This is a genomic window from Paenibacillus apii (genome assembly GCF_011043685.1).
GTDB lineage: Bacteria > Bacillota > Bacilli > Paenibacillales > Paenibacillaceae > Paenibacillus_AQ > Paenibacillus_AQ sabinae.
Genome location: NZ_JAAKGU010000015.1, coordinates 71,229 through 83,814, shown reverse-complemented (window position 1 = coordinate 83,814; position 12,586 = coordinate 71,229). Strand labels below are relative to the sequence as shown.

The window sequence follows — 12,586 nt, the reverse complement described above, 5'->3', positions numbered from 1 at the left end:
GGAACTATAAAAGCTAAGAACTATTCTCCGGCCTGTTCGCGCTGAAATTTGGCAATGGCTTCATATTGGCTTTCCAGGCTGCGGAACAGCGAGATATAGATAGGAAGCAGCTGCTTGTAAATCGTTGCGTTGGCCTTGACCGGCATATGGCGGTGCGTCGTGCCAATCATGCCAAATACGGCGTTCAGGGAGTCGATTCGCCCGGTCCCGTAGAGACCGAGCACGACGGCCCCCAGGCAGGAGCTCTCGAAGCTCTCCGGCACAACGACCTCCTGGTCGAAAATATCGGCCATCATCTGCCGCCACAGGGCGGAGCGGGCAAAGCCGCCGGTTGCCATAATCCGCTGCGGACGTCCCATTTGCTCCTCCACTGCCAGCATGACGGTATAAAGGTTGAAGATGACCCCTTCCAGCACGGAGCGGATCATATGCTCCTTGTGGTGGTTCATAGTGAGTCCGAAGAAAGATCCTCTGGCGTTGGAGTTCCACAGCGGAGCGCGTTCACCGGTCAAATAAGGGTGGAACAGCAGGCCTTCGCTTCCCGCAGGCACATGCTCAGCAATCCGGGTCAGCACATCATAAGGATCAATGCCTAGCCGCTTGGCCGTTTCCACCTCGGATGCGGCGAATTCGTCCCTGACCCAGCGGAAGAGCATTCCGCCGTTATTGACGGGGCCGCCGATGACCCAGTGCTTCTCGGTTAAGGCATAGCAGAAGATCCGTCCCTTAGGGTCAACCATCGGCCGGTCGGCCACGGTGCGGATTGCTCCGCTCGTGCCGATGGTGGCGGCGACGACGCCCGGCTCGATAGCGCCTACGCCGAGATTCGAGAGAACGCCGTCGCTTGCGCCGACGATAAAGGGAGTGTCCGGCAGCAGCCCGAGCTCTTTGGCCGCCTCGGACCGCAGTCCGCGGGCGGCGTAAGTGGTCGGCACAAGGCGGGACAATCGACTTTCATCAATGCCCGCGATACGGAGCGCTTCCTTATCCCATTCCAGCTGCTCCAGATTCAGCATGCCGGTGGAGGAGGCGATGGAATGGTCGGCAATGTAATCCCCGAACAGCTTCGCAAAGACATATTCCTTGATGGAAATGAATTTGAAAGCTGCTTCGAACACTGCAGGTTCTTCCTCGCGCAGCCACATCAGCTTCGTAATCGGCGACATCGGGTGAATCGGCGTGCCGGTGCGCAGGTAGATTTCGTGTCCGCCGAGCTCATGCTTCAGGCGGTGCGTCTGGCCAGCGCTGCGGTTGTCTGCCCACGTAATGCACTTCGTTAAAGGATTGCCGTCCTTGTCAATGGCAATGACGCTGTGCATGGCGGAGCTGAACGAGACGAACAGGACATCCTTGGCTTCGATCCTGCTTTTGGCCATTACCTCCGAAATCGTATAGACGACGGCCCGGAAGATTTGATCCGGGTCCTGCTCGGCGATGGACGGCGAGGGGGTAAGAAGCGGATAGCCTTGATCCGCCTTGGTTATAATGCTTCCATTCTCCGCAAACAGCACGGACTTGGTGCTCGTAGTCCCGATATCAACGCCAATCATATATTGGTTATTCATCACGCAAACCTTCTTTCTGAAAATGCTGCGAAAGGGGCCGGACTGATGTCTCAGCCGCCCCAGGCGCATACTATCTTCTATTGAATTATACAAAGACACTCACAATCAAGATGAAGATGAGGCCAACGACGGACAAGAGCGTTTCCATGACCGTCCAGCTCTTCAAAGTTTGGACAACGGACATGCCGAAGAATTCTTTGATCATCCAGAAGCCGGCGTCATTGACATGTGAGAGAATGAGCGAACCGGCACCGGTTGCCAGAACGACCAGCTCGATCGGAGCGCCGGAGCTTACGGCAAGAACCGGGGCAACGATGCCAGCCGCTGTCGTCATAGCAACGGTTGCGGAGCCGGTAGCGACACGGATGAGTGCAGCGACAAGCCAGGCGAAGAAGATCAGATTAACATGGGTCTGCGTGGCAAGGGAAGCGATCGCTCCGCCGACGCCGCTGTCAATCAGAACCTGCTTGAACGCTCCGCCGCCGCCGATAATCAGAATAATCGAAGCGGTTGGAGCAAGACATTCGCTGGTGAAGCGGGAGATGTCCTCTTTCTTGAAGCCGCGGGCAAAGCCGAGCGAGAAGAAGGAGAATACAGCCGAAATGAGCAGGGCGATGACTTCATGGCCGATAAACTTGGCGAACGGTGTAAAAGCGTGAACCGCTTCCGGATCGAGAATGTCGGCGATGGAGCCGATCAGCATCAGAATAACGGGCATCAGAATGGTCAGCAGTGTAATACCGAAGCCCGGCAGCTCTTTGACGTTAGTGGTAGCAAACTGTTCGGCGAGCTTCTCCGGCGGCTGAACGAGAATGCGCTTACCGATAAATTTGCCGAACAGCGGTCCGGAGATAATGGCGGTCGGCAGTCCGACGAGGATCGAATACAGAATCGTTTTACCCAAATTCGCGCCGTAAGCGTCGATGGCAATCATGGGCGCCGGATGCGGCGGAACAAGTCCGTGTACGGTGGACAGACCGGCCAATACCGGGATGCCGATTTGCAGCAGCGACATTTTCGTCTTGCGGGCAACCATGAAGACGACCGGGATCAGCAGGATTAAGCCAACTTCGAAAAAGACAGGAATACCAACGACATAGCCGACGAGCATCATGGCCCAGTGAACGCGCTTTTCCCCGAACCGGTCAACAAGGGTAGTGGCGATGCGCTCAGCGCCGCCGGATTCGGCCATCATTTTTCCCAGCATGGTGCCAAGACCGATGACGATGGCAATCGTACCCAGCGTGCCGCCAAGGCCGCCGGTGATGGACTTGATCAAGTCCTGATATTTCATACCGGCGAGCAGACCGAGCGACAGAGCAGAAAGAAGCAGGGCGACGAACGGATTCCATTTATATTTGGCGATCAGTGTGACCAGAAACACTATGACCACCAATGTGCACACAAGCAGGGTTGCATTGTGGCTGAGACCGAACAAACTGTTCATGATAGTCCTCCTTATAATGGGCAAATCCCTAAACATCAAACAATGAGAAGGCTTTAATATTTTTGTAGCGTTTTCAAAATGTTTTGCCTTCGCTTGCTGCATACTTGTCGACAAGAAAAGGCGCAAAATTTTTTATATCATGACGTTGTTTTTGAACTTTATGGGAGCGTATGACCCAGCGTCAGCATCGAATCGGCAAAATACGCCTGCACGACCTTGCGGATGCTCTCCGCGTCATGCGACCTCAGCCCTTCCACAATGCTCCGGTGCTTGTCGGCAATCCAGTTCATGCGCTGCTCGCCTTCGGCAAAGCTCTTCTCTGTAGTTACCAAAATGACGGTCATGACGATCTGGCGGATGCTGTTCCACAGGTGAAGAATGCGGGTGTGGTTGGCCTTGACGACAATCGCCTCGTGAAAGGAAAAATCCTGAAAGGCGAATTCCACATAATCGTTATATTTGACGGCCAGCTTCATGCGGTCGATCGTCTGCTCAAGCTGAAGAATCAGCGTATCCTGCGGGGTCCCCGCCAGTCTCTGCTGGGCAAAGCTTTCGATCAGATAACGTACATCGTACAATTCTTTGACGTTCTCCAGGTTCAGGCCGACAATAACCGCTCCCATCCGTTCCAGGCGGATCAGACCTTCCGCAGCCAGCTCCTTCAGGGCTTCACGCACCGGTGACCGGCTCGTTCCGAACTCTTCGGCGATCCGGTTCTCGGAGAGGACCTCGCCGGACTTTAGCTCTTCATTTATAATTTGCAGCCTGAGTTTGCAGGCAATGGACTCACCAAGCGAGACTCCTTGAAGCCAGGCGGTTGGATACTGCATGATTCACACGACTCCTCTGCGGACGATTTAGCTAAGATGCCAACCTTCTTTGCTTTTGATTCTAGCATACATCCGCATGGAGGTTCTATGAATTTGAAATGCAGTTTAAAGGGCAGGCTCAGCCGTTACTCCGCTTTTACGACGGCATGGCCGCCAAATTCATTGCGCAGCGCGGCGACAACCTTGCCGTGGAACGTATTCTCTTCGAGCGAACGGTAGCGCATCAGCAGGGAGAGCGCGATGACCGGCGTGCTGGCTTCAAGATCGAGCGCCGTCTGTACGGTCCACTTGCCTTCTCCGGAGCTCTGCATGACGCCGCGAATGCCGGAAAGCTTAGGGTCCTTGGAAAAAGCGCTTTCGGTAAGCTCCATCAACCATCCCCGAATGACCGAACCGTTCGACCATACGCGGGCCACATCCTCATAGTTGAAATTGTAGGGGCTCTTCTCCAGCAATTCAAAGCCTTCAGCAATCGCTTGCATCATTCCGTACTCGATACCGTTATGGATCATTTTTAAAAAATGTCCGCTTCCGCTGGGCCCTGCATACAAGTACCCTTTCTCAACAGCAAGATCGCGGAAGAGCGGCTCGATCGCTTCGAATACCTCGGAGTTGCCTCCAATCATAAAGCAGGCGCCCTGGGCCGCGCCTTCGGTTCCGCCTGAAGTGCCGGCGTCAAAAAAATGAATGCCGCGTGCGCTAAGCTTTTCCGCTCTGGCGATGGAATCCTTGTAATGGGAGTTGCCTCCTTCAATCACAATGTCCCCTTCATCCAGCAGTCCGGCAAGCGTATCCACAACGCTGTCCACCGGAGCTCCGGCCGGTACCATAACCCAAACGATTCTTGGACGGGCAAGCTGCGCCGTAAGCTCCGCTATGCCGGAGGCTGCTACGGCTCCAAGCTTCTCGAGCTCGCGTCCGGGTTCCGGATTGATATCGCTTACGATAACTTCATGCCCATGGTTCAATAAATTCAGCGTAAGGTTATAGCCCATCTTGCCAAGACCAATCAGACCCAATTTCATTTATAATCACCTCTTTAACCGTTTTCATTTGAACATGTATACCTGTATACAACTTACGTTTGTATCATACGACGCTTAGAAAGGTTTGTAAAGAGAAATTTGTAAGCGATTGCTGATACCGCTTTAAAATCGTCTTCCAGTGTGAAATCTCTTTTTGAATAGATAGGCGGGTCGAAAAAGAGATATAATGTAGGCACTGAAAAAGAAGCAGCCGCGAAAGGCAGATCAGCGAATTTTCAGGCTTGAATTGACGGAAAATAACATGTCATGGTACGATATGGAGGACGCTTTACTTTACTACCACTTTACCATAGTAAAGAACGGGGAGCTCTTATAACAGATTTCGCTGACTGATTCTTTCTACTAACCGATGAGGTGAATTTCAATATGTCCAAACCGAAGGGTTTCGAGAAGCCCATCGGCTTTCGGGATTACCTCCCGAATGCCGTGAGCAAGCTGCGCAAGATCGAGAATGATGTGCTGAACTGCATGAGCCAGTGGGGCTACAGTCAGATTATGACGCCAACGCTGGAATATTATGATACGGTCGGGGTTGCCAGTTCAACCTCCGACCAGAAACTATATAAGCTGCTGAACAACCGCGGGCAAGCGCTCGTGCTTCGTTCGGAGATGACGGCTCCGGTGGCGCGGGTGGTCTCCTCGCTGCTTAAGGCCGAGCCGCTGCCGCTGCGTCTGTCCTACCACGCCAATGTATTCCGGGCGATTGAGGAAGAGGCCGGACGCGAGGCCGAGTTCTATCAGACCGGCGTCGAGCTGGTGGGCGATGATTCTCCGGAAGCCGACGCAGAGGTTGTCGCTCTTGCCATTGCATCGCTGCAGGCAGCCGGTGTGCAGACGTTCAAGATCGCCATGGGCCATGTCGGCTTCCTGAACGGTCTGTTCGAGGAAGTGGCTCCGGGAATGCAGGAGGTGCAGGAGGATCTCAAGAGCCATCTGCTCGACCGCGATTACGTCGCTTTCCGCGACGCGCTCGGCCGTCTGGACTTGACGGAATCGCAAAAGGAAGAGATGGACGGGCTGCTTCGGCTCCGCGGCGGCAAGGAAATCTGCGGACAGGCGCTGGGACTCAGCCGGCATCCGCTCGCCCAAGCCTCGGTTGAGCATCTGTGCAAGGTGTGGGAGGTGCTGGAGGCGTACGGCGTTTCCCGGCATGTCCTGATCGATCTGACGATGGTCGGAGATTTCACCTATTATACGGGCATGACCTTCGAAGGCTATGCCGCAGATCTCGGGTTCCCGGTCTGCAGCGGCGGACGTTACGACAATCTGCTCCAGCAGTTCGGGCGGTCGGTTCCGTCGACAGGCTTCTCGCTTAAGACGAATCGTATTCTGGACGGCGTTCGAGGAGTAGAGAATAAGCAGGAGCTGCCGGTTCTCGTCCAATACGACGCGCAGCGGCGCAGAGAAGGACTGGAAGAGTCGGCGCGGCTGCGCTCGGAAGGGCATGTTGTCATAACGAAGCTGGTGTCAAATCCGGCAGAGTTGACGGCGGCCGATTCCGGTGCCGAGACGGGCGGCAAGCGCTACAAGGACATTTATACATTCGTTTCCTTTGTTAAGGAGCGCAGCTAGACCATTGGTCTGAAGGCGCAACGGATAGATAGAGAATAATAATTACAGGAACAGAAAGGCGGACATAAGCAAATGGCGCAGATACTGAAGGTGGCTATGCCGAAGGGCCGCATCTATAACAAGGCGGCGGAGCTGTTCCGTTCAGCGGGACTGCCGATCCCCCCGGAGGGCGAGGCCTCGCGGAAGCTAGTCATTCCGCTTCCTGAAGCAGGAATGGAATTTATTTTGGCGAAACCGGTGGATGTACCTACTTACGTGGAGTACGGCGCGGCGGATATCGGCATCGTGGGCAAGGACGTGCTGCTGGAGGAGAACCGGGACGTATATGAGCTGCTGGACCTCGGCATCGCCCGCTGCCGGATGTCGATCATCGGCCTGCCGAACTGGGAGCCGGGGATTCATCAGCGCGTGGCGACCAAATACCCGAATGTCGCATCCCAGTATTTCCGGGAGCAAGGCCAGCAGGTGGAAGTGATCAAGCTGAACGGCTCCATCGAGCTTGCGCCGCTGATCGGCCTTGCCGAAAGAATTGTCGATATGGTGGAGACGGGGCAGACGCTCCGCGAGAACGGGCTCGTTGAAATGGAGAGCATCTTCGGGATTACGAGTCGGCTGGTGGCCAATCGGGTCAGCTACCGGATGAAGAATGCGGAAATCCAGCAGCTGTGCGACCGGCTGCAGGCCGTTATCGCTCAGCCGGCCCAGTGACGAAGCTGGCGTTCCGGTATACGCCGGGGATACAAGATTAGCCCGGCGGCCGCTGTCTTGCCCGAATGGGCAGCAGAGCGGCCGCTGTCAGGCGCCGGACTCTGGAAGTTCTAACTGAAGAACCGAAGATGACGAGAGGCGTAAAGCGGGTGGTCCCTTGGAGGGCGATCCGTTGATATATAAGGAGGAAGAGCAGTGAAGGTGCAATCCAGCAGGGATTTCAAGCTGCAGCGGGAAGTCGATTACGGAACTCCTGAGCAGAACAAGGCCGTTAAGCAAATTGTGGCCGACATCAAACAGGAGGGCGATTCCGCCCTTTTCCGCTATACAGAAAAATTCGACGGAGCCCGGGTGGACAGCAGCAATATCCGGGTCACCGAGGAAGAGCTTAAGGCCGCTTACAACCATGTTGAAGACTCCTTTGTCGCGGCGATTCGGGCCGCAACGGACAACATCCGCGCATTTCATGCCAGACAAAAGCGGAACTCCTGGATGGACCTGCAGCCCGACGGCACGATTCTCGGACAGATTATTCGGCCGCTGCAGCGCGTGGGCGTATACGTTCCCGGGGGTAAGGCATCCTATCCTTCATCCGTGCTGATGAACGTAATTCCCGCCCAGATCGCCGGTGTTCCGGAGATCGTCATGGTAACGCCGCCGGCGACAGGCGGGAAGGAAGGGATCGACCCGTACATTCTCGTTGCCGCCGCGGAGGCGGGCGTGAATGAAATTTACCGTGTCGGCGGCGCTCAGGCGGTAGCCGCGCTGGCCTTCGGCACGGAATCGATCGCCCCGGTCGATAAAATCTGCGGACCGGGCAATATTTACGTCGCGCTGGCCAAGCGCGAGGTGTACGGCGCCGTCGATATCGACAGCATCGCCGGTCCGAGCGAGATCGTCGTGCTGGCGGACGACACCGCCGAACCGGCCTATGTCGCTGCCGACCTTTTGTCGCAGGCTGAGCATGACGAGATGGCTTCGGCCATCCTTGTGACGCCTTCGCAGCGTCTGGCCGATGCGGTCGCCGCCGAGGTGGAGCGGCAGCTTCGGGAGCTTCCCCGCGAGGCCATCGCCCGGGCTTCCGTCGACAATTACGGCGCCATTATCGTAGTGGAGAGCCTGGAAGAAGGGATTTCCGTCGTCAACCGGCTGGCGCCGGAGCATCTGGAAATCGTGGTACAGGACCCGATGGCGCTGACTGGAGCGATCAGTAACGCCGGAGCAATTTTCCTCGGGCCGTACAGCTCGGAGCCGGTGGGCGATTATTTTGCCGGACCGAACCACATTATTCCGACGAACGGAACGGCGCGGTTCTCGTCGCCGGTGGACGTGGACGATTTTATCAAAAAATCGAGTCTGATCTATTACAGCAAGGAGGCCCTGCTGCGCGACGGAAGCACCATCATCGAGCTGGCGCGCCGCGAAGGGCTGGAGGCTCACGCCAGAGCCGTGGAAATCAGGCTGGAGAAGGAAGCGAAGGGTGGAGTAGAGCGTGGAGAATAACGGGCAGCAAATCAGGCAAGCGGGCCTTTCCCGCAAAACGAACGAGACGGACATCAAGCTGTCGCTGACAGTGGACGGAAGCGGTCAGGCGGAGCTTGAGACCGATGTGCCTTTTCTGAACCATATGCTCGATTTGTTCACAAAGCACGGCCAATTCGATTTGTCCGTTCAGGCGCGCGGCGATATCGAAATTGACGATCATCATACGGTAGAGGATATCGGCATCTGCCTTGGACAGGCGCTGCGCGAGGCGCTCGGTGACAAGAAGGGCATCAAGCGCTATGCGAGCGTATTTGTGCCGATGGACGAAGCGCTGGCGCAGGTCATCATCGACATCAGCAACCGGCCGCATTTTGAATACCGGGCCGAATATCCGTCGCAGCAGGTGGGCAGCTTCTCAACGGAGATGGTTCATGAATTCTTGTGGAAATTCGCGCTGGAAGCGCGGTTGACGCTGCATGTCATCGTGCATTACGGCTTCAATACGCATCATATGATCGAAGCGGTGTTCAAGGCGCTCGGGCGCGCGCTGGACGAGGCGACGGCGGTCGATCCCCGGGTGAAAGGCGTTCCATCCACGAAAGGGGTGCTGTAGCCCATGACCGTTGCTATCGTCGATTACGGAATCGGCAACCTGCACAGCGTCAGCAAGGCGATTGAGCGCCTTGGGTATGAACCGCTTGTCACCGGCGACCCGGGCGAAATTCTGGGTGCGGACCGGGTCATTCTGCCCGGTGTCGGTGCGTTCGGCGACGCGATGGATCATCTGCGGGAAAGCGGGCTGGACGCGGTTGTCAAAGAGGTTGCCGCGAAGGGGCGGCAGCCGCTGCTCGGCATCTGCCTGGGCATGCAGCTCCTGTTTACCGAAAGCGAGGAGTACGGGAACCACAAAGGGCTAGATCTTTTGCCGGGAACGGTGGTGCGCTTCGAGGCCAGAGAGGGCTTCAAGGTGCCGCATATGGGCTGGAACAAGCTGCAGTACCTTCAGCCGGAGAACCCGCTGCTCAAAGGGTTGGAAGAGGGCCATGTCTATTTCGTCCACTCCTACCATGCCCTCGTGGAGCAGAAAAGCGATCTGCTGGCCGTGACGGATTACGGTCACCCGGTTACAGCCGTCGTTGGGCGGGGCAGCGTATTCGGCATGCAGTTTCACCCGGAGAAGAGCGGGGAGCTGGGAAGAAAGCTGCTTGAGCAGTTTTTGAAACTGGAAATCTAATGAGCGTTGGCTCATGAAGCATACGGAATTGAGCATCGTAGGCATCCGGGGCAGGGGTCAAAGAGCCTTGGCGAGCGCCGAGTTGCCGGGTTAAAGTAAAGATTTTAGCAAGGAGAAAGCGGGGAACGGCAAAATGTCTTCTTTTATCGTGTATCCGGCGATTGATATCCGGAACGGAAAATGCGTCAGGCTGCTGCAGGGCGATTATAATCAGGAAACGGTTTACGGCGACAGCCCGCTGGATATGGCCAAATCATGGGAGGCGCAGGGTGGAGAATTCATCCATCTGGTCGACCTCGACGGCGCAAAGGCCGGGCATCCGGTTAATGTCGACATTATCGGATCGATCGCCGCGGGCGTGAACGTGCCGGTTCAGGTCGGCGGAGGGCTGCGCACTCTGGAGGATGTGGAGAAGCTGCTGTCGCTCGGTGTCAGCCGGGTCATCATCGGTACCGCAGCCATCAATGACCGGGAATTTACCGAAACCGTATTGGCAAAATACGGCGATAAAGTCGCGATCGGCATCGATGCGCGGAATGGCTATGTTGCCACGCACGGCTGGCTCAACACGTCCGAGGTGCTGGCTACGGATTTGGCGAAGGAGCTCGCGTCCAAGGGCGCGGAAACGTTTATCTACACGGATATTTCCCGCGACGGAATGATGCAAGGCCCGAACGTGGAGGGCATTCTCGCTATGGCGCAGGCCAGCGGCAAAACGGTGATCGCCTCCGGGGGAGTTACCGTTCAGGACGATCTGCTTCGCCTGAGCGCGCATAAGAACAGCGGTATCGGCGGCGCCATCGTCGGGAAGGCGCTGTACACCGGCAATATCAAGCTTGCCGAGGCTTTGGCGGCGTTGAAATAAGGGGTAGGGTGTAGGTTTTGAAGTTGGCCCCGTAGGGGCCAGAGCCGCGGCACGCGAAGGTCTTCGGCTTAAAGGTTGTCAAGCAGGCGAGGCAAGCCCGCCGTCCCGTAGGGGCCAAAACCGCGGCACGCGAAGGTCTTAGGCTTTTAAAGGTGTTGCCTTTGCCGCAGGAGCGCCATAGTCCAAGCGGTCCCGCAGGGATAAGCGGCCGTACACACAATAGTAAACTAAGGAGCGCCCTCGTCCCTGACCCCGCCAAAACTTCCGGGTGTCCAGAGGGCGGGCCCTCGAGGTCCCCCTTGGCTAAGGGGGATTTAGGGGGATCGAAAACGCTTATCAAGGAGGTATAACAACATGCTGGCCAAACGCATCATACCCTGTCTGGACGTAAAGGACGGGCGGGTGGTAAAAGGCGTAAATTTCGTAAACCTGCGCGATGCCGGCGATCCGGTGGAGCTGGCAGCGATTTACGACCGGGAAGGCGCGGATGAGCTGGTGTTCCTGGATATCTCCGCATCGGTGGAAGGCCGGGCGACGATGGTTGAGGTCGTGCGCCGGACGGCAGGCGAAATTTCCATCCCGTTCACCGTGGGAGGGGGAATATCGGCTCCCGAGCATATGAAGACGATTCTGCGGGCCGGAGCCGATAAAATCGGCATCAACACCGCGGCCGTCAACAACCCGCAGCTCATTCTCGAAGGCGCGCGGCGGTTCGGTTCCCAGTGCATTGTAGTGGCGGTAGATGCCAAATACAATGAATCCTGGGGCGAATGGGAAGTGTACACCCACGGCGGACGCAAGCCTTCCGGTATCAAGGCGCTGGAATGGGTGAAGCAGGCCGAGAAGCTGGGAGCCGGAGAGATTCTGCTTACCAGCATGGATGCCGACGGCACCAAGGACGGCTTTGATATCAAGCTCACATCTGCCGTCAGCGATCTGGTGGATATCCCGGTGATCGCGTCGGGCGGAGCGGGAAAGATTGAGCATTTTCACGATGTGTTCACTGCTGGCAAGGCGGATGCCGGGCTTGCGGCGACCATTTTTCACTATAAGGAAATTGCGATCGGCGATTTGAAGGCCGACTTAAAACAAAAGGGTGTGGAAATTCGATGAGCGGACAGCAAAACAATACGACGCTTGGACAACAGGAAATTTTGGACGGCATTCGCTGGAACGAGGCCGGCCTTCTGCCGGCCATCGTGCAGGACGACGAGACATTGGAAGTGCTCATGTTCGCCTACATGAACCCGGAATCGCTGAAGCTGTCGCTGGAGAGCGGACAGACGTGGTTCTGGAGCCGTTCACGGGGAGAGCTGTGGCATAAAGGCGGGACTTCGGGCAACACGCAGGCGATTACTTCGATTCACTACGATTGCGACAGCGATACATTGCTCGTGAAGGTCAAACCGGAGGGACCGGCCTGCCATACGGGCGAGGTTTCGTGTTTTTACCGCGAGCTGCCGCTCGGCAGCAAGGCTGCGGACAACAAACCGGCGGAAGAGGTACATAGCGCTGAAAAAACGGCCGGAGAGCGCTTTGAAGTGCTGGCCGAGCTGGAGCGGATTATCGCCGAGAGAGAGGCGGAGCGTCCAGAAGGGGCCTATACCACGTATTTGTTCGACAAAGGCGTGGACAAGATTTTGAAAAAAGTCGGCGAAGAAACGGCCGAAACGATCATCGCCGCCAAGAACAAGGACAACGCCGAGCTTCGGCTTGAAGTCAGCGATCTGATTTATCACCTGCTCGTCCTGCTGCAGGAGCGCAAGCTCCCGCTTGACGACATTATGGCCGAGCTTAGCGCTCGCCACGAGCGGCCCCGCCGCGATTAGAACCA

At 56.6% G+C, this 12,586-nt stretch carries 12 protein-coding genes; 8 read left to right on the top strand and 4 right to left on the bottom strand.

The window, feature by feature from the left end; translation table 11 throughout:
- Positions 1 to 20 precede the first annotated feature (20 nt).
- The 4 genes from gntK to gnd form a co-directional block, all read right to left on the bottom strand.
- Positions 21 to 1,565 carry a gluconokinase gene (gene gntK, locus G5B47_RS23460; protein WP_165103659.1) on the bottom strand — a complete coding sequence of 515 codons (1,545 nt, stop codon included), beginning with the start codon at positions 1,563 to 1,565 and terminating at the stop codon, positions 21 to 23.
- 85 nt (positions 1,566 to 1,650) lie between these two features.
- Positions 1,651 to 3,012, bottom strand: a complete 1,362-nt coding sequence (locus G5B47_RS23455) for a GntT/GntP/DsdX family permease (RefSeq protein ID WP_165103656.1) — start codon at positions 3,010 to 3,012, stop codon at positions 1,651 to 1,653.
- A 158-nt stretch (positions 3,013 to 3,170) separates the two neighbouring features.
- Complete coding sequence (locus tag G5B47_RS23450) at positions 3,171 to 3,842, bottom strand: GntR family transcriptional regulator (RefSeq protein WP_165103653.1); 672 nt, start codon at positions 3,840 to 3,842, stop codon at positions 3,171 to 3,173.
- A 125-nt stretch (positions 3,843 to 3,967) separates the two neighbouring features.
- A complete protein-coding gene (gene gnd, locus G5B47_RS23445; RefSeq protein WP_165103650.1) occupies positions 3,968 to 4,867 on the bottom strand; it encodes a phosphogluconate dehydrogenase (NAD(+)-dependent, decarboxylating) in 900 nt (299 codons plus the stop codon).
- Between the two features lie 387 nt (positions 4,868 to 5,254).
- Between gnd and G5B47_RS23440 the strand changes: the two genes are divergently transcribed.
- The 8 genes from G5B47_RS23440 (at position 5,255) to hisIE (ending at position 12,581) form a co-directional block, all read left to right on the top strand.
- On the top strand, positions 5,255 to 6,460 hold the full coding sequence (locus G5B47_RS23440; protein ID WP_165103648.1) for an ATP phosphoribosyltransferase regulatory subunit: 1,206 nt from the start codon (positions 5,255 to 5,257) through the stop codon (positions 6,458 to 6,460).
- A 72-nt stretch (positions 6,461 to 6,532) separates the two neighbouring features.
- Entirely contained in the window at positions 6,533 to 7,168 is a 636-nt protein-coding gene (hisG, locus tag G5B47_RS23435) for an ATP phosphoribosyltransferase (RefSeq protein ID WP_025332684.1), read from the top strand.
- A 195-nt stretch (positions 7,169 to 7,363) separates the two neighbouring features.
- The gene (gene hisD / locus G5B47_RS23430) at positions 7,364 to 8,671 is read left to right on the top strand and encodes a histidinol dehydrogenase (protein ID WP_165103645.1); all 1,308 of its coding nucleotides are present in this window, start codon (positions 7,364 to 7,366) and stop codon (positions 8,669 to 8,671) included.
- Positions 8,661 to 9,266, top strand: a complete 606-nt coding sequence (gene hisB / locus G5B47_RS23425; RefSeq protein ID WP_328804640.1) for an imidazoleglycerol-phosphate dehydratase HisB — start codon at positions 8,661 to 8,663, stop codon at positions 9,264 to 9,266. The genes hisD and hisB overlap by 11 nt, the downstream gene beginning before the upstream one ends.
- A gap of 3 nt (positions 9,267 to 9,269) precedes the next feature.
- Positions 9,270 to 9,887 (top strand): imidazole glycerol phosphate synthase subunit HisH, encoded by a 618-nt coding sequence (hisH, locus tag G5B47_RS23420; protein ID WP_165103642.1) that lies wholly within the window; start codon positions 9,270 to 9,272, stop codon positions 9,885 to 9,887.
- A 133-nt stretch (positions 9,888 to 10,020) separates the two neighbouring features.
- A complete protein-coding gene (gene hisA / locus G5B47_RS23415; protein WP_025332688.1) occupies positions 10,021 to 10,752 on the top strand; it encodes a 1-(5-phosphoribosyl)-5-[(5-phosphoribosylamino)methylideneamino]imidazole-4-carboxamide isomerase in 732 nt (243 codons plus the stop codon).
- 354 nt (positions 10,753 to 11,106) lie between these two features.
- A complete protein-coding gene (hisF, locus tag G5B47_RS23410) occupies positions 11,107 to 11,865 on the top strand; it encodes an imidazole glycerol phosphate synthase subunit HisF (RefSeq protein ID WP_025332689.1) in 759 nt (252 codons plus the stop codon).
- Positions 11,862 to 12,581 carry a bifunctional phosphoribosyl-AMP cyclohydrolase/phosphoribosyl-ATP diphosphatase HisIE gene (gene hisIE, locus G5B47_RS23405; RefSeq protein WP_165103639.1) on the top strand — a complete coding sequence of 240 codons (720 nt, stop codon included), beginning with the start codon at positions 11,862 to 11,864 and terminating at the stop codon, positions 12,579 to 12,581. Before hisF ends, hisIE begins: the two co-directional genes overlap by 4 nt.
- Positions 12,582 to 12,586: the final 5 nt, after the last annotated feature.